This is a genomic window from Gemmatimonadaceae bacterium, assembly GCA_035533755.1.
In the GTDB taxonomy this organism is placed as follows: Bacteria; Gemmatimonadota; Gemmatimonadetes; order Gemmatimonadales; family Gemmatimonadaceae; genus JAGWRI01.
In genome coordinates, this window is record DATLTC010000026.1 from 19,724 (window position 1) to 46,111 (window position 26,388).

General features: G+C 70.3%; 25 protein-coding genes and 1 tRNA gene. 15 read left to right on the top strand and 11 right to left on the bottom strand.

Annotated elements, in window-relative coordinates; genetic code table 11:
* Positions 1-71 precede the first annotated feature (71 nt).
* Genes VNE60_04295 through VNE60_04305 form a run of 3 tightly spaced genes read left to right on the top strand, consistent with a single transcriptional unit; the run spans position 72 to position 5,304 of the window.
* Entirely contained in the window at positions 72-2,384 is a 2,313-nt protein-coding gene (locus VNE60_04295) for an NADP-dependent malic enzyme (GenBank protein ID HVB30730.1), read from the top strand.
* A 1-nt stretch (position 2,385) separates the two neighbouring features.
* Positions 2,386-3,990 (top strand): phosphoenolpyruvate carboxykinase (ATP), encoded by a 1,605-nt coding sequence (pckA, locus tag VNE60_04300; GenBank protein HVB30731.1) that lies wholly within the window; start codon positions 2,386-2,388, stop codon positions 3,988-3,990.
* A 39-nt stretch (positions 3,991-4,029) separates the two neighbouring features.
* Positions 4,030-5,304, top strand: a complete 1,275-nt coding sequence (locus VNE60_04305) for an HD domain-containing protein (GenBank protein HVB30732.1) — start codon at positions 4,030-4,032, stop codon at positions 5,302-5,304.
* 63 nt (positions 5,305-5,367) lie between these two features.
* On the opposite strand, the gene VNE60_04310 is transcribed toward VNE60_04305, so the two are convergent.
* The 4 genes from VNE60_04310 to VNE60_04325 all read right to left on the bottom strand — a co-directional run bounded on the left by VNE60_04310 (position 5,368) and on the right by VNE60_04325 (position 9,578).
* Positions 5,368-5,544 (bottom strand): hypothetical protein, encoded by a 177-nt coding sequence (locus tag VNE60_04310; protein HVB30733.1) that lies wholly within the window; start codon positions 5,542-5,544, stop codon positions 5,368-5,370.
* Positions 5,537-6,298 carry a Stp1/IreP family PP2C-type Ser/Thr phosphatase gene (locus VNE60_04315; GenBank protein ID HVB30734.1) on the bottom strand — a complete coding sequence of 254 codons (762 nt, stop codon included), beginning with the start codon at positions 6,296-6,298 and terminating at the stop codon, positions 5,537-5,539. The genes VNE60_04310 and VNE60_04315 overlap by 8 nt, the downstream gene beginning before the upstream one ends.
* A gap of 38 nt (positions 6,299-6,336) precedes the next feature.
* Complete coding sequence (locus VNE60_04320) at positions 6,337-7,638, bottom strand: FHA domain-containing protein (GenBank protein HVB30735.1); 1,302 nt, start codon at positions 7,636-7,638, stop codon at positions 6,337-6,339.
* Between the two features lie 83 nt (positions 7,639-7,721).
* On the bottom strand, positions 7,722-9,578 hold the full coding sequence (locus tag VNE60_04325; protein ID HVB30736.1) for an ABC transporter ATP-binding protein: 1,857 nt from the start codon (positions 9,576-9,578) through the stop codon (positions 7,722-7,724).
* A gap of 55 nt (positions 9,579-9,633) precedes the next feature.
* Here VNE60_04325 and uvrA point away from each other — a divergent pair, with 55 nt between their 5' ends.
* Positions 9,634-12,489, top strand: a complete 2,856-nt coding sequence (uvrA, locus tag VNE60_04330) for an excinuclease ABC subunit UvrA (protein ID HVB30737.1) — start codon at positions 9,634-9,636, stop codon at positions 12,487-12,489.
* Positions 12,490-12,540: 51 nt separating this feature from the next.
* A tRNA-Asn gene (locus VNE60_04335) sits at positions 12,541-12,614 on the top strand.
* A 70-nt stretch (positions 12,615-12,684) separates the two neighbouring features.
* On the opposite strand, the gene VNE60_04340 is transcribed toward VNE60_04335, so the two are convergent.
* On the bottom strand, positions 12,685-13,170 hold the full coding sequence (locus VNE60_04340; GenBank protein ID HVB30738.1) for a prepilin-type N-terminal cleavage/methylation domain-containing protein: 486 nt from the start codon (positions 13,168-13,170) through the stop codon (positions 12,685-12,687).
* A complete protein-coding gene (locus VNE60_04345; GenBank protein ID HVB30739.1) occupies positions 13,167-13,736 on the bottom strand; it encodes a hypothetical protein in 570 nt (189 codons plus the stop codon). Before VNE60_04345 ends, VNE60_04340 begins: the two co-directional genes overlap by 4 nt.
* A gap of 187 nt (positions 13,737-13,923) precedes the next feature.
* Between VNE60_04345 and purE the strand changes: the two genes are divergently transcribed.
* The 3 genes from purE to VNE60_04360 are packed head-to-tail and all read left to right on the top strand — an operon-like array spanning position 13,924 to position 16,860.
* Positions 13,924-14,466, top strand: a complete 543-nt coding sequence (gene purE / locus VNE60_04350; protein ID HVB30740.1) for a 5-(carboxyamino)imidazole ribonucleotide mutase — start codon at positions 13,924-13,926, stop codon at positions 14,464-14,466.
* Positions 14,463-15,602: a 5-(carboxyamino)imidazole ribonucleotide synthase gene (gene purK / locus VNE60_04355; protein HVB30741.1), complete on the top strand. Its 1,140-nt coding sequence runs from the start codon at positions 14,463-14,465 to the stop codon at positions 15,600-15,602. The genes purE and purK overlap by 4 nt, the downstream gene beginning before the upstream one ends.
* 13 nt (positions 15,603-15,615) lie before the next feature.
* The gene (locus VNE60_04360) at positions 15,616-16,860 is read left to right on the top strand and encodes an acetate kinase (GenBank protein ID HVB30742.1); all 1,245 of its coding nucleotides are present in this window, start codon (positions 15,616-15,618) and stop codon (positions 16,858-16,860) included.
* 10 nt (positions 16,861-16,870) lie between these two features.
* Here VNE60_04360 and uppS read toward each other — a convergent pair whose 3' ends face one another.
* From uppS to VNE60_04375, 3 genes are read right to left on the bottom strand one after another with little or no spacing between them, the layout of a single operon-like run.
* Positions 16,871-17,611 (bottom strand): polyprenyl diphosphate synthase, encoded by a 741-nt coding sequence (uppS, locus tag VNE60_04365; protein ID HVB30743.1) that lies wholly within the window; start codon positions 17,609-17,611, stop codon positions 16,871-16,873.
* A 4-nt stretch (positions 17,612-17,615) separates the two neighbouring features.
* On the bottom strand, positions 17,616-18,023 hold the full coding sequence (locus VNE60_04370) for a transcriptional regulator (GenBank protein HVB30744.1): 408 nt from the start codon (positions 18,021-18,023) through the stop codon (positions 17,616-17,618).
* Positions 18,016-18,630, bottom strand: coding sequence for a hypothetical protein (locus VNE60_04375; GenBank protein HVB30745.1), 615 nt, complete (start codon positions 18,628-18,630; stop codon positions 18,016-18,018). Before VNE60_04375 ends, VNE60_04370 begins: the two co-directional genes overlap by 8 nt.
* Positions 18,631-18,783: 153 nt before the next feature.
* Between VNE60_04375 and VNE60_04380 the strand changes: the two genes are divergently transcribed.
* The 3 genes from VNE60_04380 to VNE60_04390 all read left to right on the top strand — a co-directional run bounded on the left by VNE60_04380 (position 18,784) and on the right by VNE60_04390 (position 21,123).
* Entirely contained in the window at positions 18,784-19,860 is a 1,077-nt protein-coding gene (locus tag VNE60_04380; GenBank protein HVB30746.1) for a hypothetical protein, read from the top strand.
* Positions 19,857-20,336 carry a cyclic pyranopterin monophosphate synthase MoaC gene (gene moaC, locus VNE60_04385; GenBank protein HVB30747.1) on the top strand — a complete coding sequence of 160 codons (480 nt, stop codon included), beginning with the start codon at positions 19,857-19,859 and terminating at the stop codon, positions 20,334-20,336. Before VNE60_04380 ends, moaC begins: the two co-directional genes overlap by 4 nt.
* A gap of 139 nt (positions 20,337-20,475) precedes the next feature.
* Positions 20,476-21,123: a transglycosylase SLT domain-containing protein gene (locus VNE60_04390; GenBank protein ID HVB30748.1), complete on the top strand. Its 648-nt coding sequence runs from the start codon at positions 20,476-20,478 to the stop codon at positions 21,121-21,123.
* A 25-nt stretch (positions 21,124-21,148) separates the two neighbouring features.
* Here VNE60_04390 and VNE60_04395 read toward each other — a convergent pair whose 3' ends face one another.
* Positions 21,149-22,684 (bottom strand): transglycosylase SLT domain-containing protein, encoded by a 1,536-nt coding sequence (locus tag VNE60_04395; protein HVB30749.1) that lies wholly within the window; start codon positions 22,682-22,684, stop codon positions 21,149-21,151.
* Positions 22,685-22,752: 68 nt separating this feature from the next.
* Between VNE60_04395 and rpiB the strand changes: the two genes are divergently transcribed.
* Entirely contained in the window at positions 22,753-23,205 is a 453-nt protein-coding gene (gene rpiB / locus VNE60_04400; GenBank protein HVB30750.1) for a ribose 5-phosphate isomerase B, read from the top strand.
* Positions 23,206-23,223: 18 nt separating this feature from the next.
* On the opposite strand, the gene VNE60_04405 is transcribed toward rpiB, so the two are convergent.
* Positions 23,224-23,481 (bottom strand): (4Fe-4S)-binding protein, encoded by a 258-nt coding sequence (locus VNE60_04405; protein HVB30751.1) that lies wholly within the window; start codon positions 23,479-23,481, stop codon positions 23,224-23,226.
* Between the two features lie 208 nt (positions 23,482-23,689).
* Here VNE60_04405 and VNE60_04410 point away from each other — a divergent pair, with 208 nt between their 5' ends.
* From VNE60_04410 to VNE60_04420, 3 genes are read left to right on the top strand one after another with little or no spacing between them, the layout of a single operon-like run.
* On the top strand, positions 23,690-25,363 hold the full coding sequence (locus VNE60_04410; protein HVB30752.1) for a hypothetical protein: 1,674 nt from the start codon (positions 23,690-23,692) through the stop codon (positions 25,361-25,363).
* A 28-nt stretch (positions 25,364-25,391) separates the two neighbouring features.
* On the top strand, positions 25,392-25,901 hold the full coding sequence (locus VNE60_04415; protein ID HVB30753.1) for a DUF664 domain-containing protein: 510 nt from the start codon (positions 25,392-25,394) through the stop codon (positions 25,899-25,901).
* A 19-nt stretch (positions 25,902-25,920) separates the two neighbouring features.
* Positions 25,921-26,385, top strand: a complete 465-nt coding sequence (locus VNE60_04420) for a PaaI family thioesterase (GenBank protein HVB30754.1) — start codon at positions 25,921-25,923, stop codon at positions 26,383-26,385.
* Positions 26,386-26,388 lie beyond the last annotated feature (3 nt).

Consider the following 26,388-nt stretch of genomic DNA (forward strand, 5'->3'; position numbering starts at 1 on the left):
CGGGCCTTCGGTGTTTTGCCGGTTGCCGGTGCCGGTGGGCGCTCCCCACCGCTAAGTTTGGTGTCCTGACCATGACCAAACGCGAAGACGCACTCGAGTACCATCGGGAAGGACGCCCGGGCAAGATCGCCGTCGTTCCCACCAAGCCGCTGAGCAATCAGCGCGACCTCGGACTCGCCTACACACCGGGCGTGGCCGAACCCTGCCTCGACATCAAGGACGACCCCGACAAGGCGTACGAGTACACCGCCAAGGGGAACCTCGTCGCCGTGGTGTCCAACGGCACCGCCGTGCTCGGCCTCGGCAACATCGGGGCGCTGGCCGGCAAGCCGGTGATGGAGGGCAAGGGCAACCTCTTCAAGCAGTTCGCCGACATCGACGTGTTCGATCTCGAAGTGGGATCGGAGAACGCCGACGACGTGATCCGCTTCTGCCAGTTGCTCGAGCCCACCGTGGGCGGGATCAATCTGGAAGACATCCGCGCGCCCGACTGCTTCTACATCGAGGAGACGCTCCGCCGGACGCTCTCCATTCCCGTGTTCCACGACGATCAGCACGGGACGGCGATCATCTCCGGGGCGGCGCTGCTCAACGCGCTCGAGATCCTGGACAAGGACATCGCCACCGTGCGCGTGGTGTTCTCCGGCGCCGGCGCCGCGGCCATCGCCAGCGCCGAGCACTACGTGCGCCTGGGGGTGAAGCGCGAGCACATCCTGATGTGCGACCGCAAGGGCGTGATCCACGCCGACCGCGATGCCAAGGATCTCGATCCGTACAAGGCACGATTCGCCGCCAAGACGGCGCTCCGCACGCTCGCCGAAGCGCTCGACGGCGCCGACGTGTTCGTGGGGCTGTCGGCCGCCGGCGCCGTGACGCCGGAGATGATCGCGAGGATGGCGCCGCGCCCGATCGTGTTCGCGCTGGCCAATCCGGTGCCGGAGATCCTGCCCGAGGAAGTGCGCTCGGTGCGCGACGACGCGATCATCGCCACCGGCCGCAGCGACTATCCCAATCAGGTGAACAACGTCCTCGGCTTCCCGTTCATCTTCCGCGGCGCGCTCGACGTGCGGGCCACCGAGATCAACGAGGAGATGAAGATGGCGGCCACGCGCGCCCTCGCCGCGCTGGCCAAGCAGGACGTGCCCGACAACGTGGCCGCGCTCTACGGGCTGCGCGACGTGAAGTTCGGCCCCGAGTACCTGATCCCGTTCCCGTTCGACCACCGGGCGTTGCTCTGGGTGGCGCCGGCCGTGGCGTGGGCCGCGGTGGCGAGCGGCGTGGCCAAGGAGTTCGTCGAGCTCGAGACCTACCGCGCGCAGCTCGAGGAGCGGCTCGGACGGGCCCGCGGGATCATGCGCGGACTCATCAATCGGGCCATCCAGCGCCCCAAGCGCATCGTGTTCCCCGAGGGCGAGGAGCCCAAGGTCATCCGCGCCGCCTCGATCCTCGTCGATGACGGCATCGCCCAGCCGGTGCTGCTCGGCAATCGCGCCGTGATCGAGCAGACGGCCCAGAACATGGGCGTGTCGCTGGAGGACGTGACGATCGAGGACCCGGCCACGTCGGCGCTGCGCGAGGAGTACGCGCTGTTCCTGTGGCAGCTCCGGCAGCGCAAGGGCCTGTCGCTCGACGAGGCGCGGCGCCGCCTGTTCAACGGCAACTACTTCGGCTCGTGCATGGTGGCGCGCAACGACGCCGACGGCCTCGTGTCGGGCGTCAATCTGCACTACCCGGAGACCATCCGGCCGGCGCTGGAAGTGATCGGCGCCCATCCCAAGGCGGGGATCGTGAGCGGCATGTACATGCTCGTCTTCCCCAAGCACGTGGTGTTCTGCGCCGACACCACGGTGAATCTCGATCCGACGGCGGAGCAGCTCGCCCAGATCGGGTACGCGGCCAGCCGCATCACGCGCACCATGGGCATCGTGCCGCGCATCGCGATGCTGTCGTACTCCAACTTCGGCTCGGTGCGCAGTCCCGACACCGTGAAGATGGCGCGGGCCGCGGAGCTCCTGCGCGAGCGCGATCCGTCGCTGGTCGTGGACGGCGACATGCAGGCCGACACGGCGCTCGACATGCAGATCATGGCGCGCGACTACCCGTTCAGCGCCCTCACGCAGCCCGCCAACGTGCTCATCTTTCCCAACCTGAGCGCCGGCAACATCGCCTACAAACTGCTCATCCACCTGGGCGGCGCCACGGCCATTGGCCCGATCCTCGTGGGTATGCGACGCCCCGTGCACGTGCTCGAGCGCGGCGCCGACGTGCAGGACATCGTGAACATGGCGGCGGTGGCCGTCGTGGACGCGCAGGAACGCTCGCGGCCCACCCCCGCGGCCAAGACCGCCGACGAACCCGATCCGACGATCTTCTCGAGGATTTAGCATGGCCACGCAGACGACGCCCGTCCCCGGCTCCACGCTCGAAGCCCAGGGACTGACGCCCACGGGCACCGTTCACTGGAATCTCGTCGCCCCCCGGCTCATCCAGCGCGCCATCGAGCGCGCCGAGGGCCAGTTGGCCGACATGGGCCCGTTCGTGGCCGTCACCACCCCGCACACCGGGCGCTCCCCCAAGGACAAGTTCATCGTCCGTGAACCGTCCGCCGAGCACGACGTGGACTGGGGCAAGGTGAACCAGCCGCTGTCGCCGGAGCACTTCGCGACGCTGCTGGCCGACGTGCGCGCCTACCTCAACGGCCGCGACGAACTGTTCGTGCAGGACCTGTACTGCGGCGCCGAGCCGGCCCACCGGCTCGCCGTGCGCTACGTGTCGCCCAACGCGTGGCACATGGCGTTCGTCCGCAACATGTTCATCCGGCCGGCGCTGGCCGAACTCGCCGCCTTCGCGCCCAACTTCACCGTGCTGCACGCGCCGGAGTACCAGGCCGATCCGGCCCGCCACGGCACGCGCACTGGCACGTTCATCGTCGTCAACCTGGCCCAGCGCATGATCCTCATCGGCGGCACGCGGTACGCCGGCGAGCTGAAGAAGGCGATGTTCACGGTGATGAACTACTACATGCCCAAGCGCGGCGTGCTGTCCATGCACTGCTCGGCCAACATCGGCGCCGACGGCGACACCGCCCTGTTCTTCGGCCTCTCGGGCACCGGCAAGACCACGCTGTCCGCCGATCCGCACCGCGACCTGATCGGCGACGACGAGCACGGCTGGTCGCCCCACGGCGTGTTCAACTTCGAGGGCGGCTGCTACGCCAAGGTGATCAACCTGTCGGCCGAGAGCGAGCCCGACATCTACGCCACCACGCAGATGTTCGGCACGATCCTCGAGAACGTGGTGCTCGACGCGGCCACCAGCCGCGTGCGGTTCGACGACCAGTCGGTCACCGAGAACACGCGCGCGTCGTATCCGCTGCCGTACATCCGCAACCACGTCCCGTCGGGGCGCGGCGGCCACCCCAAGAACGTGGTCTTCCTGTGCGCCGACGCCTACGGCGTGATGCCGCCGGTGGCCAAGCTCACCCGCGAGCAGGCGATGTACTACTTCCTGTCGGGCTACACCGCCAAGGTGGCCGGCACGGAGCGCGGCGTCACCGAGCCGCAGGCCACCTTCTCGGCGTGCTTCGGCGCCGTGTTCCTGGTGTGGCACCCCACCAAGTACGCGGAGATGCTCGGCCAGTTGCTCGACCAGCACGACGCCACGGTGTGGCTGGTCAACACGGGGTGGACCGGCGGTCCCGCGGGCGTGGGTTCGCGCATGAAGCTGGGCTACACCCGCGCCATGGTGCAGGCCGTGCTGCGCGGCGAACTCGTGCACGCGCCGTCCGAGCCCGATCCGGTGTTCGGCCTCCACGTGCCCACCGCCATCGCCGGCGTGCCGTCGGAGGTGCTGCGGCCGCGCGATACCTGGGCCGACCAGGCGGCGTACGACGCCCAGGCCGCAAAGCTGGCCGCGATGTTCCGCGCGAACTTCGCGCAGTTCGAGCAGGCGGTGGGTGGCGCGGTGACGAGAGCGGGACCGCAGGCCTGAATCGACGCGGGCCCGGCCCGCCGTCGTTCTCTCCCCATCATGCGCACTCTCCGCGACCCCCTCTGGAACACCATCGCCGTCGAGCCGTTCGCGCTTCGATTGGTGGACACCCCGCAGTTCCAGCGGTTGCGCAACGTGCGCCAGCTCGGCCTGGCCCATCTGGTCTATCCCGGTGCCACGCACACGCGGTTCGAGCATGCGCTCGGCGCGTATCACCTGGCTCGGCGTGCGCTGGCCCTGCTCGACGAGGGCGGATTCCTGGATGACGCGCTCCGCACCGAGGCCGGCGTGGTGCGCGCCGCCGCGCTCCTGCACGACATCGGCCACTACCCGTTCTCGCACGCGCTCGAGGAGATCGGCGCGCTGCACCATGAAGAGGTGGCCCGTCCACTCGTCACCGGCGGCGCCATCGGCGCCCTGCTCACCGCCGAACTCGGCGCCGACGCGCCGGCGCGCGTGATCGCGCTCATTCGCGGGGAGAGCGCGAGCCCCCTCCAGGGGCTGATCTCCGGATCGCTGGACCTGGACAAGATCGAGTACCTGCGGCGCGATGCGTTCATGTGCGGCGTGGCCTACGGCGAGATCGACGCCGACCGGCTGCTCAATTCCATGACCGTGGTCACCGATCCCGAGACCGGCGCGCGGCGGCTGGGCATCGTCGAGAAGGGGCTGGCGGCGCTCGAGTCGCTGCTCTTTGCCAAGTACCAGATGTACCGCAACGTGTACTGGCACCACGCCGTGCGCAGCGCGACGGTCATGTACAAACGCCTCGTGGCCGACGCGCTCCACGCCGGTTCGCTGGATGCCGGCTCGCTGGCGGCATTCACGGACGAGGCGTTGCTCGCCGAGCTGGCGCGCCGTCATCCGTCGGCCCTGCTCGACGGACTGCGCGAGCGGCGCCTGTACAAGCGCTCGTTCGAGTGTCCCGCGGCGCAGCTTTCCGGCGACGAATGCGAGTGGATTGCCGAGGACCCCGCGCTCGTAGCCCGCGTGGAGGCGGCGCTGGCGCGCGAACTCGGCCTCGCCCCCGGCGAGTTGCTGCTGGACTATCCCGTGAAGACGCAGATGCTGGGACTCGACATCCCCGTGCTGCGCCGCGATGGGTCGGTGCGCCGCCTCACTGCGCAGGGCTGGGCGGGCGCCATCGATCTGCCCAAGCTCAGCGAGGAGCTCTACCGGTCGGCGCGGTGGCTGCGTGTGTTCACGGCCAATCGCGCGGCGATCGCGCCGGAGCCATTGCTGGGGCTGCTGAGGCGCTCGGGGGACGAGGTGCGGGCGATGGTGGAGAGCGGGAACCGCCTCTTGACGCGGTAGGACGGTAGGACCCGTAGGACGGTCGTTGGTAAACGGCGTCCCGCAGTCATCCGTCCTGCTCCCCTACCGTCCTACCGCCCTACCTCGCGCTTCCGCCAGCTTCCTCGCGATGCCGCGATAAAACGCCGCGTCCTCGGGCTTGCCCTGCTCCTCGAGGCTCATCGCCGAGAGTTCCAGCGCGTACAGGATGTTCCCCAGATACAGCTCGGCCACCGAGGCGACCGTCTCCGCGTCAGACATGCGCGTCCGACGCCGCCGTCATCTCGCCGGTGGTGGTCTCGGCGCGCGTGTCCTCGGTCGATTCCACCTGGACCACGATCGCGGTGATGTTGTCCAGCCCGCCGCGGCCGTTCGCCTCGGCAATCAGCGCATGCACCTTGCGCTCGGGCACCGTGCGCGCCATCAGCAGCTGCTGCAGCCGCCGGTCGTCCACCATGCCGGTGAGTCCGTCGCTGGCCACGAGAAACACATCGCCCACGTGCGCGTCGCCCACGTAGACGTCGGCCTCCACGTCCGGGCTCGCCCCCACACAGCGGGTGATGACGTTGCTGTAGGGATGGTAGCGGGCCTGCTCCGGCGTCAGGTTGCCCAGGTCCACCTGCTCCTGCACGTACGAGTGGTCCTTGGTGAGCTGGATGAGGGCGCCGTCGCGCAGCAGGTAGACGCGGGAATCGCCCACCTGGCCGATCATGTACCGGGAGCCGGACAGGAGGAGCACCGAGGCCGTGGTGCCCATGCCCTGCTTGTCCACCTCGGTGAGCGTGCGGTCGTGGATGGCGCGATTGGCGTGCTGGAGCGCCTGCCCCACGCGCCGCGGCGACTCGGAGGACTGGAGATCCTGCACCGCCCCCAACTCGCGCACCACGATCTGCACCGCCATCTCGCTGGCCACTTCGCCGGCGGCGTGCCCGCCCATGCCGTCGGCCACCATGAACACGCCGCGCGTGTCGCTCATGTCCACGGCGTAGCTGTCCTCGTTGCCGGACCGGATCATGCCCACATCCGTCCGCGCGGCGTGCAGCAGCCTGACCATCACCCCTTCAGTCGGTAGAGGACGGCGCCGCCCACGACGACCAGCGCGAGAAGGATCCACACCCACATCGGGACGCCGCGCTTCGTGGCGGCGGGCGCGACCGACGCGCGATCGGACGGCCGCGTGGCGATGCGCCGCGTGCCCTTGCCGGCGTCCGAGGGCTGGGCCACCGGACGGAACCGCATCTTGATGCCGCCAAACCGCAGGTCGGGCGCGCCATCGAGCCGGCGCTCCCCTTCCACGCGGGTGCCGCCCACGTACGTCCCATTGGTCGAACCGGCGTCCACCACGTACCACCCGTCGTCGCGCAACTGCAGCTTGGCGTGCGAGTCGCTCACACTCTCGTCGGCCAGCACGATGTCGTTGTGCGGGCCGCGTCCCACATGGGTGAGCGAGGCGCGCACGTCGAACGTCTGGCCCTTGCCGGGTCCCTCGTTGGCCATCTCGAGCACGGCCAGCACCGGGCGGAGCACCGGCGCCGGCGCCGCGGTGGGCGCCGGCGTGGGCAGCGTGGTGGGCTCCTGCGACAGGGGCGCCGGCGCGGGACGCGAAGCGACCGGCGCAGGCGCCGGCGGAGCGGGCGTGGGCGCGACGGGCGGCGGCGCGGTGGGAGCGGCAGGGGCGGCGACCGAACGGGCGATCGGCGCCACGTCGGCATAGAAACGGAACTCCTCGCTTCCCACCCGGATCACGTCGGCGCGCGAGAGCAGCTTGGTGCCCGACACGCGCTCGCCATTCACGAACACGCCGTTGGTGCTCTGATCCGTGAGCACGTAGCCGGTCTCGCCGGGACCGAGGCGGGCATGCACCCGCGACACCTCGCTCTGCGCCACCACCACGTCGTTGCCGGCGTCGCGCCCCATCGTGATGCCGCTATCGGCGATCGCGTATTCCTTGCCGTCCACCAGCGACACCAGACGGCCGCCCGTGGCGGCGGTGGCGCGTGCCGGACCGGCGCGCTTGGCGGCGGCGATCTCGGCGATCTCCGCCGCCGAGACGTACTGGGTGGCGCCCGCCTTCCTGTCCTCGGAGTACTGCAGTTCCACGCCGGCGATCTCCACCTTGTCGCCGTGCATGAGAGGCGTGGGTTCGGCCCCCAGCGCCACGCCGTTCACCTTCACGGCGCTGCCGCCGCCGGCGCGCCGGATGATCGCCTGGTCGTCGGCCCCGAGGTCCAGCACCGCCTGCACGCCCAGCGACGCGTCGTCGCTGACGCGGACGTCCGCGTCAGGGCCGCTGCCCAGCCGCGTCTGTCCGCGCTTGAGCGGATGCTGTACGTCGTGAACCTGTATGACCGGCATGAGGACTCGGTGCGACGGTCGAAAAGGACGGAACGCGGCGCGCCCGGAAGGCGCGCCGCGCGGCATACGGCGTTGGGCAGAAACTACCCCAACACCCCCGAAGCTGGCAAGCGCTCGGAGCCGCCGTGCGCTGGGTCACCGCCGCCGGCCTGAAGCCGATACAATCGCTCGTACAAGCCCCGGCGCGCCATCAGCGCGCGGTGCGCGCCCCGCTCCACCACCTGGCCGTGGTGCAACACCAGGATCTCGTCCGCGTCCACGATCGTGCTCAGCCGGTGGGCGATCGCGATCGTGGTGCGGCCGGCCATCAGCTCGGCCAGCGCGCGCTGGATGTCGGCCTCGATCTCGCTGTCCACGGCGCTCGTCGCCTCGTCGAGCACGAGCACCGCGGGATCGGCGGCGATCGCCCGCGCGAACGACAGGAGCTGCCGCTCGCCCACGCTCACCGACCCGCCCCGCTCGCCCAGCGGATGCGCGTAGCCGTCGGGGAACCGGCGGATGATCCGGTCGGCGCCCACGCGCGCCGCCGCCCGCGCCACCTCGGCATCGGAGAGCCGCGACGACAGCCGGATGTTGCCGGCCACGTCGCCGGCGAACAGGAAGATGTCCTGCTGCACGTAGCCGATCAGCGACCGCAGCGTGTCGGTCGGGATGCGCCGCGTGTCCACGCCGTTCACGGTGATGCGTCCGCGCTGCGGCTCGTAGTAGCGCAGCAGCAGGTTCACGATCGTAGTCTTGCCGGCGCCGGTGTGGCCCACCAGCGCCAGGGTCTGGCCCGGACGCGCCTCGAAGCTCACGCCCTTGAGCACCCAGCGCAGCTCGGATTCCGGCGTGCCCGGCGCATCGTACGAGAACCAGACGTCCTCGAACGCGATCGTCGCCGACCGCGCGCCCTCGAGCGTGGGCGCGGCCTCGCCGCCCGCGCCGCCGAGCGCTTCGGGCTCGTCGAGCAGGTCGAAGATCCGCTCCGAAGCCGCCATCGCCTGCTGCAACGTGTTGAACTTGTCCGAGAGATCCTGCAGCGGCTGGAAGAACCGCCGCACCAGCTGCAGGAACGCGGCCACGGTGCCCACGGTGAGCACGCCGAACTGCACGCGGTGCGCGCTCGCCACGATCAGGCTGGCCAGGGCCACCGTGGTGAGCACTTCGATGGCCGGAAAGTACACGGCGTAGTACACGATCGACCGCAGGTGCGCGTCCAGGTGCCGCGCGTTGAGCCGCTCGAACTCCGCGGCGTCCGGCCGCTCCATGCCGAACAATTGCAGGATCCGCATCCCGGTGATGCGCTCCTGCAGGAACGCATTGATCCGGGCCAGTCGCGTCCGGATGTCGCGGTACGACGTGCGCACCGCGCGCTGGAAGAGATGCGACGTGAGATAGACGAACGGGATCACCCCGAACGCGGCCAGCGCCAGCCGCCAATCGGTGATGATCATCATCACGCCGATCGCGGCGAGCGTGAACAGATCCCCCAGCCCCGCCACCACCCCGGCCGTGAACAGCTCGTTGAGCGACTCCACGTCGGCCGTGGTCCGCGTGACCAGACGGCCCACGGGGGTGCGGTCAAAGAATCGGATGGGAAGCCGCTGCAGGTGCGCGAACAGGTCGTCCCGCAGGTCGCGCATCACGCGCTGGCCCAGCAGGCTGGTGAACATCGTGTCGCCGAACTGGGCCAGGAACGCCGCCCCCAGCGACGCCGCAAACAGGACGGCGGCCCGGGTGGCCATCGCCGCGTCGTGGTTGGGCAGCGCCACGTCGATCACGCGCTGCGTGAGCAGCGGCCCCACCAGCTGCAGCAGGCCGTCGAGCATGAGCAGCACCAGCGACGCCGCCACCAACCATCCGTACGGCCGCACGTAGCCCAGCAGCCGCCGCATCAACCGCCAGTCGTACGACTTGCCCAGCGCGTCTTCGTCGTGATATGCGGCGGCGTCCGTCATGCGGCGAATGCTAGCCCGTTCGCCCGCGGGCGGTCAACGCTAGATTCCCCCCCGCATGAAAGAAGCGATCGTGATCCGCGGGGCCCGCCAGCACAACCTCAAGGGATTCGATCTCGAGATCCCGCGCCGCGCCATCACGGTGGTCACCGGGCCGTCCGGATCGGGCAAGTCGTCGCTCGCCTTCGACACGATCTACGCCGAGGGGCAGCGCCGCTACGTGGAGTCGCTGTCGGCGTACGCCCGGCAGTTCCTCGAGCGCATGGAGAAGCCCGATGTGGACGCCATCGACGGGCTCTCGCCCGCCGTGGCCATCGAGCAACGCAATCCCACCAAGACGTCGCGCTCGACGGTGGGCACGGCCACCGAGATCTACGACTACCTGCGCCTGCTCTGGGCCCGCGTGGGGCACACCATCTGCCCCAAGTGCGGGCGCGAGATGCGGCCCGACACGGTGCAGTCGGCCACCGACGCCGTGCTCGCGCTCCCCGCGGGCACGCGATTCGCCGTCGCGTATCCCCTCCGCATGTCCGAGGAGGTCACCCACGACGTGGTGGTGGAGAACCTGCGCGCCCAGGGCTTCCTGCGCGTGAGTCTGGACGGCGCCATCACGCACCTGGACGATTTGCTCACCGCGCCCGTGGACGTCACGTTCGCCAAGGAACTGCTGGTCCTGGTGGACCGGCTCGCGGCGGGCCCCGAGGTGCGCGGCCGGCTGGCCGAAGCCATCGGCACCGCATTCGCCGAGGGCGAGGGCGACTGCGTCATCCTACTGGCCGACGCGCCGCCGGCCGGCACGCCGCACCGGCTGCGGTTCACCGAACGGTTCGAGTGCCCCAACGACGGCACGCCCGCGCCGGCGCCCACGCCGCAGCTGTTCTCGTTCAACAGCCCCCGCGGCGCCTGCGCCACCTGCAACGGCTTCGGCGCCGTGCTCGAGTACGACGAGGCGCTCATCGTGCCGCATCCCGAGCGGTCGCTGCGCGACGGCGCGCTCGACCCCTGGACCAAACCGCGCTACGACAACAAGCGCCGCGCCCTGGCCGAGTTCGCCCGGCGCGAGCAGATCCCGATGGACGCGGCGTGGCGCGACCTCTCGGCAAAGGCCCGGCACGCCCTGCTCCACGCCCGCGCCAAGGGCTACAAGGGCATGCTCCCGTTTCTCAAGGATCTGGAAGAGAAGCGCTACAAGCAGTACATCCGCGTGTTCCTGCGCCAGTACCAGACGGCGCAGACCTGCGGCGCCTGCGGCGGCGCCAAGCTGCAGCCCGAAGCGCTGAACGTGCAGGTGGGCGGCCGCACCATCGCCGAGGTGAGCGCCCTGCCCGTGGACGCCCTGCTCCGGTGGATGGACGCCCTGGTCCTCTCCGAGTTCGAGCGCCAGGTGGCGGCGCACGTGCTGCACGAAGCGCGCAGCCGCGTCCAGTTCCTGGCCGACGTGGGGCTGGGCTACCTCACGCTCCACCGTGCCACGCGCACGCTCAGCGGCGGCGAAGCCCAGCGCATCGGCCTCGCCAACTCCCTGGGCTCCCGCCTCGTGGACACGCTCTACGTGCTCGACGAGCCGTCCATCGGGCTCCATCCGCGCGACATGGACCGCCTGCTGCGCCTGCTCCAGCGCCTGCGCGACACGGGCAACACCGTGCTCGTGGTGGAGCACGACCTGGAAGCCATCCGCGCCGCCGACTTCATGGTGGAGCTCGGGCCGGGCAGCGGCGACAAGGGCGGCGAGCTCGTGTTCGCGGGTCCGCTCTCGCGCGCCGGGTCGAGCCCACTCACCGGCCAGTACCTCACCGGCGAGCGCGAGGTGCCCGTGCCCGCCAAGCGCCGGCGCGCCGGCCCGCGCTGGATCACGCTCACCGGCGCCCGCGAGCACAACCTCAAGGGCATCGACGTCAAGATCCCCGTGGGGGCCGTCACCGTCATCACCGGCGTGTCGGGCTCGGGCAAGAGCACCCTCGTGCACGACGTGCTCATGCGCGCGCTCGAAACCGCGCTTCGCGGCGAGACGTCGGCCAAGCAGCACCTGGGGGAGCGCGTGGGCAGCTACGATCACCTGTCGGGCGCCGAAGCCGTGGACGACGTGGTGAGCATCGACCAGAGCCCCATCGGCAAGTCGCCGCGCTCCAACCCCGTCACCTACGTGAAGGCGTTCGACGAGATCCGGCGCCTGTTCGCCGCCACGCCGCTCGCCCACGAACGGCGCTACACGGCCGGCACGTTCAGCTTCAACGTGGCCGGCGGCCGCTGTCCCACCTGCGAGGGCGCCGGCTACATCGAAGTGGAGATGGTGTTCATGGCCGACGTCTTCGTGCCGTGCGACGAGTGCGGCGGCAAGCGGTTCAAGGCCGACGTGCTCGACGTGCGCGTGAACGGCCGCAACATCCACGAGACCCTCCGCCTCACCGTGGACGAGGCCATCCGCGCCTTCCCGCGCGAGGAGAAGCTGGGCCAGGCGCTCTGGCAGTTGCAGCAGGTGGGCCTGGGTTACCTGCAGTTGGGGCAGCCCGCCACCACGCTGTCGGGCGGCGAGGCGCAGCGGCTCAAGGTGGCGCGTGAACTGGCCACCGCCGGCCGCACCACGGGGCGCAAGCTCTACATCATGGACGAGCCCACTACCGGGCTCCACCTGGAAGACATCCGCAAGCTCGCCCAGGTGTTCGACCGTCTGGTGGACGCCGGCCACACCCTCGTGCTCGTGGAACACAACCTGGACGTGATCAAGCTGGCCGACTGGGTGATCGATCTGGGCCCCGAGGCCGGCGACGCGGGCGGCGAGGTGGTGATCATGGGCCGCCCCGAAGACGTGGCGCGGCATCCCACCTCGCACACCGGGCGCTGGCTGCGCACCGTGCTCCACGAGTTTCCCGAATACCGGGCGCTGCATGGCGCCCCTCGGGAAGTGGCCGGCTGAGCGGCGATTCCGTTGACTTCATCGCCCCGCCGAATAGCTTTCATCGACCATTCCCCAGTAGCTCAGTTGGTCAGAGCATCCGACTGTTAATCGGAGGGTCGTAGGTTCAAGTCCTACCTGGGGAGCCTGATCTTTGGCGAACGGGGCCGCTCACACGAGCGGCCCCGTTCGCGTTCGGCCCGGCCGGCCGGCGGCCTATTGCAGGCCGTACACGATGAACGTGTAGTCCTGCGTGTCGTTCTGCCCCCACTGGAAGTGCGGTAGCGGCAATTTCTCCATCACGAGCGCGCCCAACCGCGCGTTTTTGGTCTGCATCGTGATCCCGATGATTGTCTGCGATGTCGTCTGGCCGCCAACGCTCTGATAGAACGTCCAGTTGTTGTACTGGAGCGTGTAGTCGCCCTTGATGAATGAGTAATTGGCCCCCAAGTCGGGTCTGAAGGCATCCGGCACCTGCCCCATCGCCGCTGTGGGCGGCAGGCTCGTGGAGTCGGTGGGAGCCGCCGCCAGGTAGCTGTTCACCGCCTGTTGCACGTATTGGATGTCGCTAACGGCCGCCGTCGCCTTGGCCTGATTGATGAAATCTCCCGTCTTCGGAATCATGATCCCGGCCAGGATCGCGATGATCGTCATCGACGCCAGCAGTTCGATGAGCGTGAACCCCCCGCGCCGGCGCCTCATGGCGTCTTCGAGGGCGTAGACGACCTCACCACATCCAGCGCGTTCCGCAGGAACTCGTCCGTGGACCCGGTGGAGTAGTAGATGATCGGGTGGTCCGACTCGTACCGCAGGCTGAACGACGTGTCGGTGAGCGGAACGTATTTCACACTGTCCATCCTCGCGCCCACCTGTGACAGCGTCGCCGGCACGACCCCGAACTCCTCCCGATACTTCAGGATCTGCTGCGCCAGCAGGAACATCGCGAACCGCATGTCCGGGTCGTGCGTGGCCGCCACCACGTCGGGATCCACCTGCGGCCCCCAGATCCACGCCGGCTTCACCGCCCACGAATACAGGGCAAAGATGAACGAGGCCAGGGTCAACAGCGGAATCCATACCCGCGGCCGCGGCAGCACCAGCGGCGTGGGCTTGGAGACCTTGATCACATAGTCCATCACCTCGGCCAGCATCTGCGCGCGGTCGAGCGGCGTGGACGCCAGCTCCGCCTCGGGCAGGTGGACCCGGGCCGGAGGGGCGGATGCAGGGGAGGGCGGCGGGCCCTCGTTGGTGGGTGGGATCAAGGACATCGGGCTCACGGCGTTGCGAACGGCATCACGTCGGAGGGGCCGGCAGACGCATCAACGGTTCCGTTGCCGAAACAATAGGCCGCCCCGCCCTCCCACGAAAGCCCCGCTCCACGGTGGAGCATCCCCGCCGCCTGGCCTATATTTCCGCGCGCACCCTCCGTGCACCCACTCAACTCGGGTCCCCGTCATGCCCCCTGCGCGCGCGCCCCGCTCCACCACCCCTCGCGCCCCGGCGCCGTGGGTGGGCGTCATCATGGGCAGCAAGTCCGACCTCGTGCACATGCGAGCCGCCGCCGAGACGCTCGCCGCGCTCGGAATTCCCCACGAGGTGCGCGTGGTGTCCGCCCATCGCACCCCGGACTGGATGTTCGAGTACGCCGCCGGCGCCGAAGCGCGCGGGCTCGAGGTCATCATCGCCGCCGCCGGCGGCGCCGCGCACCTGCCGGGCATGGTGGCCAGCAAGACCATCCTCCCCGTGCTCGGCGTGCCCATTCCCGCCACCACGCTCAACGGACTCGACGCGCTGCTCTCCATCGTGCAGATGCCCAAGGGCGTACCCGTGGGCACGCTCGCTATCGGCGAACCGGGGGCCGTGAACGCCGCCCTCCTCGCCGCCGCGATCGTCTCGCAGAACCGCCCCGACGTGCGCAACCGTCTGCGCGCCTGGCGCGAACGCCGCACCGCCGACGTCCTGCTCGACACCGACCTCCGAGCCCACCTCGGTAAATGACCGTCATTCGCCCCGGCGCCACCATCGGCATTCTCGGCGGCGGGCAGTTGGGCCGCATGACGGCGCAGGCCGCGCGCACCATGGGGTTCTCCGTCCAGGCGCTCGATCCCGATCCCGAGTGCCCCGCCCGCCCCGTGGTCGATCGCCTCATCACGGCGGCGTTCGACGACGCCGCCGCGGCCGCGGAACTGGCCCGCGGCTGCCAGGTGGTCACGCTCGAGATCGAGCAGATCGGCGCCGCCGGCCTCGAAGCCGCGCTGCACTTTGCGCCCGTGCGCCCGGCGCCCGCGATCATCGCCCACATCCAGCACCGCGGCCGGCAGAAGGCCTGGCTCACCGAGCACGGGTTCCCCGTGGGCGACTACCGCGACGTGCGCTCGCCGGCCGACATGGAACAGGCCATCCGCGACCTCGGGCCCTGCTTCGTGAAGTCGTGCCACGGCGGCTACGACGGCCGCAGCCAGGTGCGCGTGCACGCCGTGGAGGCCTGCGCCGATGCGTGGCGCGCCCTCGGGGAACGCCACGCGGTGGCCGAGCGCGCGCTCGACCTGGCCATGGAGATCTCGGTGCTGGTGGCACGGCGCCCGTCGGGCCAGACGGTGGCGTATCCGCCCGCCCTCAATCACCACACCAATCAGGTGCTCGCCTGGTCGGTGCTGCCGGCGCCGATCCCCGGCGATCTCGCGGCGCGCGCCCAGGACATCGCGCTCGGCATCGCCCGCGCCATGAACATCGAGGGCCTGCTCGCGGTGGAACTGTTCGTCACCGGCAACGGCCAGCTCCTGGTCAACGAGCTGGCGCCGCGTCCGCACAACTCGTATCACGCCAGCGAGCGCGCGTGCCCCACCAGCCAGTTCGAGCAGCTCGTGCGCGCCGTGTGCGATCTGCCCCTGGGCGACGTGCGCATCGTGGAACCGGCGGCGATCGTGAATCTGTTCGGCGACCTGTGGCAGGGCGGCCAGCCGCCGGACTTCACGCCGGCGCTGGAGCTGCCCGGTGTACGCCTGCACCTCTACGGCAAGAAGACCGCGCGACCCGGCCGCAAGATGGGCCATCTGTCCGCCACCGGGCCCACGCCGGAGACGGCGCTCTCCAACGCGCGCGCCGCGGCGGCGCGCGTCGGCCTCGTCATCTGACCGGGACGCACCCATGAACGTGCTCGTGCTCAACTCCGGGTCGGCCACGCTCAAGTTCCAACTCGTGCGCACCGACGCCGAGCGCATGCGCGACAACCGCGACGAGAAGCTGGCCCGCGGCAGCGTGGAGCACATCGGCGGCGAGGCGGTCTACACGCTCACCGTGCCCGGCCGGCCGCCCGTGCGCGGCACGGTCGCGGCCCGCGACCACCGCGCGGTGCTCGACTTCCTGATCAACTGGATGGCCGGCCCCGACTCGGGCGTGGACATCGACACCGTGGCGTCCATCGAAGCGGTGGGCCACCGCGTGGCCCACGGCGGCGAGCGCTTCCGGCTGTCGGTGCGCATCGACGACGAGGTGCAGCGCGCCATCGAGGACACGATCGACCTCGCGCCGCTGCACAATCCCAGCAACCTCAAAGGCATCGCCGCGGCCCGCGCCGTGCTCGGCGCGGGGATTCCGCAGGTGGCCGTGTTCGACACCGCGTTCCATCACACCCTCCCCGAGCGCGCGCACCTGTACGCCATTCCGTACCAGCTCTACCGCCGCCACCGCGTGCGCCGGTACGGCTTTCACGGCACGTCGTACCGCTACGTGTCGTGGCGTTACCGCCAGCTCACCGGGCGCACCCGCGAGCAGACCAGGATCATCGCCCTCCACCTGGGCAACGGCTGCTCGGCGTGTGCCATCAACGCCGGCGACTCGATCGATACCTCGATGGGGTTCACGCCGCTCGAGGGGCTCATGATGGGCACCCGCTCCGGCGACCTCGATCCCGCGATCCTCGATTACATCGCCGGCAAGGAAGGGCTCACCCTCAGCGAGGTCGAAGGGCTGCTCAACAAGCAGTCGGGATTGCTGGGCATTTCCGGACTCACCAACGACATGCGCGAACTGCTGGCCGAAGCCAGCGAGCACGACGACCGCCGGGCCAAGCTGGCCATCGATCTGTTCTGCTATCGCGTGCGCAAATACATCGGCGCCTACCTCGCCGCGCTGGGCGGCGCCGAGGCCATCGTGTTCGCCGGCGGCATCGGCGAGAACGCGGCCACGGTGCGCGCCCAGATCTGCGATGGGCTGGCCTGGCTCGGCGTGGTGCTCGACGCCGACCGCAACGCGGCCACCGTCCACGGCGCCGAAGGGCGCATCAGCGCGCCCGATTCACGCGTCGAGGTGTGGGTGATCCCCACCGACGAGGAACTGCTCATCGCCCGCGACACCGTGCGCGTGGTGTCGGGGCTCGAGACGCACTCCTAGCCCGCGCCGGTCAGCTGGCCGCCTGCTCGGGCACGCCGCCGAACCGGCGCTCGCGCCGCTCGAAGTCGGCCAGCATCTCCAGGAACTGATCGCCCGTGAAGTCGGGCCACATGCGGCGCGTGAACGCGAGCTCGGCGTAGGCGCACTCCCAGAGCAGGAAATCGCTCAATCGCTGCTCGCCGCCCGTGCGGATCAGCAGATCCACGTCGGGCGCCCCGCCGCCGGCGTGATCCACCTGCGCCAGCAGCTCCGCAAACCGCTCGCGACTCACCGGGGCGTCGCCGGCCATGGCCGCGGCGCGCAGGATCGCGTCGCGCGCCGAGTAATCCACCGCCACGCGCAGCTGCATCGCTCCGCACGGGGCCGTCATCGCCTCCGCCTCGTCGATCGTGTCGCGCAGCAGCGCCGGCAGCCGGTCGCGCCGGCCGATCACCGACAACCGCACCCCGTTCTCCAGGCAGCGCCGAGACTCGCTCAGCAGCGTGCGCCTGAACAACCGCAACAGCGCCGTGACCTCGCCGCGCGGACGCCCCCAGTTGTCGGCCGAGAAGGCGTACAGCGTGAGCGTGCCCACGCCGGCGCGGCGCGCCGTTTCCACGATGGATCGCGCCGTGCGCACTCCCGCCCGGTGGCCCGCGGTGCGCGGCAGCCCCCGCGACGTGGCCCATCGGCCGTTCCCGTCCATGATGATCGCCACGTGCAGCGGCGCCGGCATCGCCGAACCGTCCTCGCCGGATTGCATCGCAGACATGCGCTCAGCCCTCGCGGGTGGCCCGGATCAGGGCCTCCATGTGTCCCAGATAGCGCTCGAGCGCGCGGCGCCCCGCCGTCGTGAGCGCATAGTGCGTCTTGGGAATGCGGCCTTCGAATGCCTTGGTGCACGTCACGTAGCCGGCCTCTTCCAGACGGCGCGCGTGCACGCTCAGGTTGCCGTCGGTGGTTTCCAGCAGCGCCTTGAGATCGTTGAAGCTCAACCGCTCGTTCACCGCCAGCGCGCTCACGATGCCCAGCCGCATCCGCTCGTGGATCAGCCGATCGAGCTCCAGCGCGCTCCCCGGCTCGTCGCGCGCCTTGCCGCGCACGGCGCTCAATCCGGGCTGGGCGCGGCGTCCGCCCCGCCCGCGCTCGGCGTCTTCCTTGGGAACCGCGCTGTGCTTAGCCACCGTGCCTCCGCGCAATCAGAGAACCGAAAACGATGTGGAGCCCGCCGAACCCCGCGATCAGGAGCCCGGTTCCCCACGACGGCGGCGCGAACAGCGCCACCGTGCCCACGCCGATGAATGCCGCCCCCATCACCGGCACGATGCGCACCGAGTACGCACCCGCCGCGATCACCCCCGCGCCATACAGCAACATCCAGACGGCGGGCAGCAACCCCTCCATGCCGCGCAGCACGCACGCCACGGTGAGCGCCGCCCCCACGAGCATCGCCGGCGCGAACGCCAGCACCAGCTTCTGCCCCGGCCCCGACAGCAGCGGCACGTTGGCCGAACGCGCCTTGCGCGACGTGGCCCACGCCGAGATGCCGCCCGCCACCGCCGCCTCCGCCATCCAGATCCCCACCCACCGCTGCGGCGTGGGCTGGCCCGCCGCCACCACCGCCGCCACCACCGCGCTCACGCCGATGATGACCTCCCCCCAGCCGGACACGGCCGTGAACGTGGCCGCGCGCTCCATCGTCTCGCGGATGAACCGCAGGTTGTCCATCGCCCGCCGATGGACGTCGGGCGGCGGCACGGCTGGCCGCTGCGGGGGCGCCGAGGTTGGCATACGGTGTATCATGGCGTCGGCGGGCAGGGTTGGCAAGTACTTTGCATTGTAAAGAGCGGCGGGGCCGGGCGCGTTCATCCATACCCCAACACCCGCCGATCGGCCGCCGCGCCACCTCATCCCACACCGCCCCCGCCGCGGTATCTTCCCGGCGTGTCCATCGTTCCGCTCTTCGGCCACGCCGCCCTCCGCCACCGGCTCGACGCCGCGCTCCGCCGCGGCGCGCTTCCCGGCAGCCTCCTGCTCCACGGACCGGCCGGCGTGGGCAAGCAGCGCCTGGCCCTCTGGCTGGGCCAGGGCCTCCTGTGCTCGGCCACCGCGGAGCGCCCCTGCGGCCAATGCCAGCACTGCCGCTACGCGCTCGCGGTGGCGCACCCCGACCTCCACTGGGTCTTCCCCCGCCCGCGCCTCAAGGACGGCGGCGCCTCGTCCGATGACGTGAATGCCGACTACGCCGACGCGATCGCCGAGCGCGTGGCCGCCGGCGGCCTGTACGCCGCCCCGAGCGGCAGCGAGGGAATCCACGTGGCCACGGTGCGCACCCTCGTGCAGGCCGCCGCGCTCGCGCCGGCGATGGCGGCCCGCAAGGTGTTCATCATCGGCGACGCCGAGCGCATGGTGTCGCAGGAAGGCGCCGACCAGGCGGCCAATGCCTTCCTCAAGCTCCTCGAGGAGCCGCCCGCCAACACGAACATCATCCTCACCACGAGCGAGCCCGGCGCGCTCCTCCCCACCGTTCGCTCGCGCGTCATCGCGCTCCGCGTGCCCCGGCTCAGCGACCGGGACATGGACCAGTTCCTGGGCGATCCACGCGTGGCCCAGCACCTCCAGTCGCTCTCGCTCCCCGCCGAGCGCGACGACCGCCTGCGCATTGCCCACGGCGCGCCCGGAGCGCTGCTCGCCCAATCGGCGTTGGGCGACGCGCTGGCCCGCGCCCGCCGCCTGCTCGATGCCGCCACGCGCGGCGACCGCGCCGACCGCATGCGGGTGGCATTCATCCAGGGCAGCACCAAGGCTCGCGGCGAGTTCGCCGACGCCCTCGACGCCCTCACCACCCTCCTGCACGACCGCTCGCACCAGGCGTCGGCGCGCTCCGATGAGTCCGCCGCGCTCGGCGCGGCGCTCGCCGTGCAGGCCGTGGAACGCGCCAAGGAACTCACCGCCGGCAACGCCAATCCCCAACTCGTCACCTTCACGCTTCTGCGTGAACTGGAGGCCGTACTCCGATGACCGAGCGACTGTCGCACGTGGGGCCCGACGGCGACGCGCGCATGGTGGACGTATCCGCCAAGCCCGTCACCGCCCGCGCCGCCCGCGCCTCCGGGAGCATCCGGATGCAACCGGCCACCCTGGCCGCCATCCAGGCCCAGTCCCTCAAGAAAGGGGACGTCCTCGGCGTGGCCCGCGTGGCTGGCATCATGGCCGCCAAACGCACCGCCGACCTGATCCCCCTCTGCCACCCCCTGCCCCTGGACGACGTGCAGGTGAGCCTCACGGCCGACCCCTCCCTGCCGGGCATTCGCGCCGAAGCCACCGCGCGAACCACGGGCCGCACGGGGGTAGAAATGGAGGCCATCGTCGCTGTCAGCATTTCGCTGATCACGGTATACGACATGGCCAAGGCCATTGACCGGACGATGACCATCGGCGAGGTCGCCCTCCAGGAAAAAACAGGTGGACAAAGAGGGGACTGGTCCAGAGGTTGATGCCGGGGCCCAAGTCGTTTATAGTCAGGAAGGCGGCAGGATCGCCAGAAGAACCTAAGTTCCTGCAATCAAAGACTTTATGCGCGATCTAACTGGCACGTACGTGCACCGGGGAGACGCCATCCGACGCCGCCGTCGGATGAAACGTTTGCTCGCGATTGCTGGCGCTGGAGCTGCCGCGGCAATCATCCTGGTGCTCTATCCGTCTCCGTCCACCGACCTGGCGCAGGCCGCCGTGGTGCGGCACGAGCGGTCTTCGGCCCCGCTCAGCGAGACCGCGTCCCTCCGGGGTCAGCTCGCCAGCACCCAGGGCCAGTTGAACTACCTCCAGCAACGGCTCGACCGCGCAAACGAGATCATCACCTATTCCGGGCGCTACGGTGTCTCGGCCGATCTCACGGCCAAGATCTACGACGTGGCGCTGGCCGAGGGCATCGACCCGGAGCTGGCCTTCCGGCTGGTGAATCTCGAGAGCGACTTCAACCCCAAGGCCGTGAGCCAGGCGGGGGCCGTGGGCCTTACGCAGCTCATGCCCGCCACGGCGCGCTTCTATCAGAAGGGCGTGCGGGCCGACCAGCTGCTGGACCCGGAGCTCAACCTGCACATCGGGTTCCGGTATCTCCACACGCTCGTCGAGCAGTACAGCGGCAAGATCGACCTCGCCCTTCTGGTCTACAACCGTGGCGAGGTGGCGGTCCGCACGGCCACCGCCGAGGGCCGCAACCCGACCAACGGGTACGACCGCATCCTGATGAAGGGCTACAAGGGCCCCGGCGTCATCGACTGACCGGTGCCGGGGCGCCGCCGCGGCGCTACCGGCGTTTGGCCTTCGCGGGTTTCTTCTTCGCCGCCGGATGCGCGGCGGCCCGCCGCGCGGTGCCCGACACGATCAGGGTCTGCCCGATGAGGATCACGGGGCGATGCAGGCCGTTGAGTTCCATCAGATGCCTGACCGTGGTGTGGTAGTGCAGGGCCAGCCGCCCCAGCGTGTCGCCCTTGCGCACCACGTATCGGCCGCCGGCCGTGGAGTAGCGCTCGATGGACGGATCCGGAATGGAGCGCGCGGCCGCCACCACGACCCTGGTGGGCACCAGCACCTCCTGGCCCGGCACCAGGTGCCCGCTGCGGTAGTGCTTCACGCGCGGATTGAACTCGGCCAGGTCGCGCGCCGTGAGGTCGTGCTTGCGGGCAATGGTCTCGAAATACTGACCCGACTTGGAGCGCACGTACTCCGCGCCCACGCGGTCCGATCGGGGGAGTGCGGAGAACAGGCTGTCGAATGCGGCGCGCGACCCCAGCGGAATGCGCACCTCCAGCGAATCGTCCGGTGGGGCCATCCCCCGCAGGACCTGCGGATTCAGCGACTGTACCACGGCCACGGTGGTGCCGCTGGCCCTGGCGATCGCCGCCAGGGGCGTGAGCGGCGGCACGCGCACCGAGTCGTAGACGAAGGCCGACTCGGGCTTGATGTCCATGCCGTAGCGGCGCGGATCCTTGGCCACGAGGGCGGCGGCGATCAGTTGGGGCACGTACTCGCGCGTCTCGCGGCGCAGGTAGTCCTTGTCGGCCAACTGGAAATACAGATCGTTGCCCGTGGTGTCCTGGAAGTCGTCGGCGTAGCGGGCCAGGCCGCGCGAGATGCGTCCCGGCCCGCCGTCGTACGCGGCCGCGGCCAGATAGAAGGAACCGAACTGGTCGTTCAGCTCCTTGAGAAAGTGCGCCGCGGCGGCCGTCGACTTCACGGGATCGCGCCGCTCGTCAATCCACCAGTCCACGCGGAGCCCTTCGCCGCGCGCCGTGGACGCCATGAACTGCCACATCCCCACCGCGGCCGCCTTGGAGTACGCGTTGGGGTCGAAGCCGCTCTCGATGAGCCCCAGGTAGTACATGTCTTCCGGAATCCCGGCGGCGCGGAACGTGGCGCGGATCATCGGCTCGTACCGCGTGCCGTCTTCCAGACGCTGCGTGATGTGCTCCCTGGCCGTCCCGGTGAACATCGACACGTAATGCTGCACGCGATCGCGGGTCTCGTACGAGCGCACGTCGAGGTCCCAGGTGGGCTTGGCGGGGCCGGCGGCGGGAGCGACGGCGGAATCGCCGAACATCTTGGAGGCGCTGGTCGCCACCTCGCTGTCGCTGACCGTGGCCGAGTCGGCAGCGGCGGAATCGGCAGCCGTGCGCGCTGCTGGCGGAGCGGCCGTTGCGCCCGGGACGAGGGCCGGCGTCGCGGCCGGCGGACCTACGGCCGGGGGCGCGGGATCGGGCGCCGGGCCCGGCGCGGGCGCAAGATGCTGCGCGCACGCGGCCAGCGCGAACGCGGCCACGAGTGCGGAGGCAGTGCGTTTCACCTCTCCACTATAAGGACGGCGCGCGACAAGGTCTAGCTCCGCGAACATGGAACTTTAGATTGAACCGCATGATCGTCGCGCTCGGAACGGACCACGGGGGATTCGCGCTCAAGGAGCGCGTGGCGCGCGCGATCGCGGCCTGCGGGCACGAACTGCTCGATTGCGGGGCTCAACGGCTCGATCCAGGGGATGACTACCCGGATTTCGCGCATGCCGTGGCCCTGGCCATCGGCGACGGACGCGCCGAGCGTGGCGTGCTGATCTGCGGGAGCGGCGTGGGCATCTCGGTGGCCGCCAACAAATTTGCCGGCGTGCGGGCCGCGATCTGCCACGACACCTACGCGGCCCGTCAGGGCGTGGAGGACGACGCCATGAACGTGCTGTGCCTGGGCGGCCGCGTGATCGGCCCCGAAGTGGCGGCGGAGCTCGTGGCGGCGTTCCTCGGCGCGCAATTCAAGGAACTCGCCCGCTATGTGCGTCGGCTGGACAAGGTCAAGGGGTTCGAGGGCGGCAGCGCGTAAGCGCGCCGCGTCGCACCGTCAGCCGTCGTCGCGCTCGAGCCGCGTGTAGCCCAGCGCTCCGCTCGGGCAGCGGTCGATCGTGGCCGCGATGTCGTCGGCGCCGGCCTCGTGCACGTGCACCCACGGGCGGGATCGCGGGCGGAACACGCGGCCCAGCGACCGCGCGCAGATGCCCGAATGTTGGCACACCACCGGATCCCAGTGCACCACGATGCCGTCGCCCACGTAGTCCCGCCGGCCCGGCGCCGACCGCTCGTCCCCTGCTTCGGTGTCCATCGTGTGGTCTCCTGGCGCGCCGCTGCGCCGCGCCTCGGGGTTCCAGGGCAATCTACGACGGCCGGGAAGCCCCGCCACCGCCGCCCGGCGCCCGCCGTGTAGCGGACCGCGCGTTCTGCTGATAGCTTCGTCGCGCCGGGAGAATGCGACGCCGTTTCTCGCGGCCCCCACCGTCCCCTTCCGTCCCATCATCACTGGAGTTCCCGGCATGTCACGAACGCATCGTGCGGGCGGCGCCGAGGCGCCCCGTCGCATTCCCCGGATCGCGAGTCGTGCACTGATCGCCTTGATCGTGGGCGGAGTGTTGGCGGTTCCGCAGCCTGCTGCCGCGCAGAGCGGCGGCCGCGCGGGGCGCGGCGGGCGCGGCACCGGCGCCGAGAGCGAGGGCGGGCCACGCGCCGCGCGGGCTGCGGCCGGGTTGCGCGACACCGCGATGGGCAATCCCGAGCGCGTGATCGCCATGACCGAGGTGCCGCCGGTGGTCACGCACCACACGATCACGGTGAACGGCCAGACCATCGCCTACACGGCGTACGCGGGCATGCTGCCCATTCGCAACACCACCACCGGCGTCACCGAAGGCGGGATCTTCTTCGAGGCGTACGTGAAGGACGGCCAGAACCCGTCCACCCGTCCGCTGTCGTTCATCTTCAACGGCGGGCCGGGCTCGTCGAGCGTGTGGCTGCATCTGGGCGCCTTCGGCCCCAAGCGCGTGCGCCTGGCGCCGGACGGCGAGTCGGGGCCGCCGCCGTACACGTACGAGGACAACCCGAACACGCTGCTCGACCAGACGGACATGGTGTTCATCGATCCAGTGGGCACCGGCTACAGCCGCGCCGCGTCGCCGCAGCTGGGCGAGAAGTTCTGGGGGCTCAACGAGGATCTGCAGACGGTGGGCGAGTTCGTCCGCCTGTATCTCACGCGCTACAACCGCTGGAGTTCGCCCAAGTTCCTCATGGGCGAGAGCTATGGCACCACGCGCGCCGCGGGTCTCTCGGGCACGCTCGCCGACGCCGGCATCGTGGTGAACGGCGTGGTGCTCATCAGCACCGTGCTCGACTTCGAGGCGTCGTCGCAGGCCAAGGGCAACGACATCGGGTTCGTGAACTTCATCCCGACGTACGCGGCCACGGCCTGGTACCACAAGAAGCTGGCGCCAGACCTGCAGGCGATGCCGGTGGCCAACGTGGCGGCGATGGCCGAGCAGTGGGCGTCGGGCGAGTACGCGTCGGCGCTGTACCAGGGCGCGCGGCTCCCGGCCGCCGACCGCCAGAAGGTGGTGGACGACATGGCGCGGCTCACCGGGCTCTCCAAGGACGTGATCGCGCGCAGCGACCTGCGCGTGCCGCTCAACGAGTTCGATCAGGAACTCATGCGCGACCAGGATCAGGTGGTGGGACGGCTGGACGGGCGGTTCACCGCGTACGCGCTCACCGGCACCGGTGGGCGGGGCGGCGGCGGCGTGGGCGATCCGAGCGAGGTCAACATCCGCAATTCCTTCACGCCGGTGCTCACCTCGTACCTGACCAACGAGCTCGACTACAAGATCGACGATCTCTACTACATCCTCGGCGGCGGCATCGGCCGCTGGCCCTTCCCCGTCACCAACGGCTACGCGAGCGTGACGCCCAACCTCGAGCGCGCCTTCGCCAAGAATCCGTGGATGAAGCTCTACGTGGCCGAAGGCTACTACGACGCGGCCACGCCGTACTACGCCGTGGAATGGACGCTGGCGCACCTCAATGTGTCGCCGGAAGTCCGCCGCAACGACATCACGGTGGGCCGGTTCACCGCCGGACACATGGTGTACATCGACCAGCCGTCCATGACGCGGTTCCGCGCCGATCTCACCAAGTTCATCGACTCGGCCGTGCGCCATTGACCGCCCACTTTCACGAGACGAGCCACAGATGACCACCGCGGAACTGATCGGCGGCGTGCTCGTGCGCGATCTGCACGGGCTGCGCCGCGAACTCGAAGCGTACGACGACGAAGCCGACATCTGGCGCCTCACCCCCGCCATTCCGAACTCGGCGGGAACGCTGACGCTCCACCTGGCCGGCAACCTGCGCCACTTCGTGGGCGCGCTCCTCGGCGGCACGGGCTACCTGCGCCATCGCGACGCCGAGTTCGCCACGCGCGATGTTCCGCGCGTTGAACTGTTGCGGGAGATCGATCTGGCGTGCGCCGAGATCGGCGCCGTGACGGCGCGGCTCACCGAGCCCGAGCTCGCGCAGACCTTCCCGCAGAGCGTGTCGGGCCACCAGGTGTCCACGGCCGACATGCTCATCCATCTCGCCACGCATCTCACCTTCCACCTTGGCCAGGTGGACTACCACCGCCGCCTGCTCGGCGGGAGCACCCGATCCATCGGCGCCGTGCCGCCGTCGGAACTGCGTTCGGCCACGCCGGCCGCGTGATCGCGCGCGGGGGCGCGCCATGACCGGGTTCGAGCCCGTCGATCCGGCGTTCGAGCAGCGGGTGCGCGACAGCTTCGCGCGCCAGAGCTTCATGGCCACGCTGGGCGCCTCGCTCGCGGTGGTGCGGCCCGGCGAGGTGGCCATCGAGTTGCCGTTCCGCCACGCGCTCACGCAACAGCACGGATTCCTGCACGCCGGCGTGGTGTCGTCGGTGGTGGACTCGGCGTGCGGCTACGCGGCGCTCACGCTGATGCCGCCCGGCGCCGCCGTGTTGAGCGTGGAGTTCAAGGTGAACATGCTGGCGCCCGCCGCCGGCCGTCGATTCGTGGCCGTGGGCCGCGTGCGCCGGGCCGGCCGCACGATCACCGTGTGTGAGGGGGAGCTGCGCGCCCACGACGGAGACGCCGCCGGCGAGGGCACCCTGGTGGCCCTCATGCAGGGCACGATGATGACCGTCCGCGACCGCCCCGGGCTCACCGACTGACCA

Excerpts from the sequence above, each read along its gene's own strand:
- VNE60_04305 (HVB30732.1), top strand. The coding sequence starts at position 4,030 with ATGCGCACTCTCCGCGACCCCCTCTGGAACACCATCGCCGTCGAGCCG.
- VNE60_04340 (HVB30738.1), bottom strand. The coding sequence starts at position 13,170 with ATGAGGCGCCGGCGCGGGGGGTTCACGCTCATCGAACTGCTGGCGTCG.
- VNE60_04420 (HVB30754.1), top strand. The coding sequence starts at position 25,921 with ATGACCGGGTTCGAGCCCGTCGATCCGGCGTTCGAGCAGCGGGTGCGC.
- VNE60_04405 (HVB30751.1), bottom strand. The coding sequence starts at position 23,481 with ATGGACACCGAAGCAGGGGACGAGCGGTCGGCGCCGGGCCGGCGGGAC.
- VNE60_04375 (HVB30745.1), bottom strand. The coding sequence starts at position 18,630 with ATGCCAACCTCGGCGCCCCCGCAGCGGCCAGCCGTGCCGCCGCCCGAC.
- rpiB (HVB30750.1), top strand. The coding sequence starts at position 22,753 with ATGATCGTCGCGCTCGGAACGGACCACGGGGGATTCGCGCTCAAGGAG.
- purE (HVB30740.1), top strand. The coding sequence starts at position 13,924 with ATGCCCCCTGCGCGCGCGCCCCGCTCCACCACCCCTCGCGCCCCGGCG.
- VNE60_04390 (HVB30748.1), top strand. The coding sequence starts at position 20,476 with ATGAAACGTTTGCTCGCGATTGCTGGCGCTGGAGCTGCCGCGGCAATC.
- VNE60_04415 (HVB30753.1), top strand. The coding sequence starts at position 25,392 with ATGACCACCGCGGAACTGATCGGCGGCGTGCTCGTGCGCGATCTGCAC.
- VNE60_04325 (HVB30736.1), bottom strand. The coding sequence starts at position 9,578 with ATGACGGACGCCGCCGCATATCACGACGAAGACGCGCTGGGCAAGTCG.
- VNE60_04345 (HVB30739.1), bottom strand. The coding sequence starts at position 13,736 with ATGTCCTTGATCCCACCCACCAACGAGGGCCCGCCGCCCTCCCCTGCA.
- purK (HVB30741.1), top strand. The coding sequence starts at position 14,463 with ATGACCGTCATTCGCCCCGGCGCCACCATCGGCATTCTCGGCGGCGGG.
- VNE60_04410 (HVB30752.1), top strand. The coding sequence starts at position 23,690 with ATGTCACGAACGCATCGTGCGGGCGGCGCCGAGGCGCCCCGTCGCATT.
- VNE60_04320 (HVB30735.1), bottom strand. The coding sequence starts at position 7,638 with ATGCCGGTCATACAGGTTCACGACGTACAGCATCCGCTCAAGCGCGGA.
- moaC (HVB30747.1), top strand. The coding sequence starts at position 19,857 with ATGACCGAGCGACTGTCGCACGTGGGGCCCGACGGCGACGCGCGCATG.
- VNE60_04295 (HVB30730.1), top strand. The coding sequence starts at position 72 with ATGACCAAACGCGAAGACGCACTCGAGTACCATCGGGAAGGACGCCCG.
- uppS (HVB30743.1), bottom strand. The coding sequence starts at position 17,611 with ATGTCTGCGATGCAATCCGGCGAGGACGGTTCGGCGATGCCGGCGCCG.
- uvrA (HVB30737.1), top strand. The coding sequence starts at position 9,634 with ATGAAAGAAGCGATCGTGATCCGCGGGGCCCGCCAGCACAACCTCAAG.
- VNE60_04310 (HVB30733.1), bottom strand. The coding sequence starts at position 5,544 with ATGTCTGACGCGGAGACGGTCGCCTCGGTGGCCGAGCTGTATCTGGGG.
- VNE60_04315 (HVB30734.1), bottom strand. The coding sequence starts at position 6,298 with ATGATCCGGTCCGGCAACGAGGACAGCTACGCCGTGGACATGAGCGAC.
- pckA (HVB30731.1), top strand. The coding sequence starts at position 2,386 with ATGGCCACGCAGACGACGCCCGTCCCCGGCTCCACGCTCGAAGCCCAG.
- VNE60_04360 (HVB30742.1), top strand. The coding sequence starts at position 15,616 with ATGAACGTGCTCGTGCTCAACTCCGGGTCGGCCACGCTCAAGTTCCAA.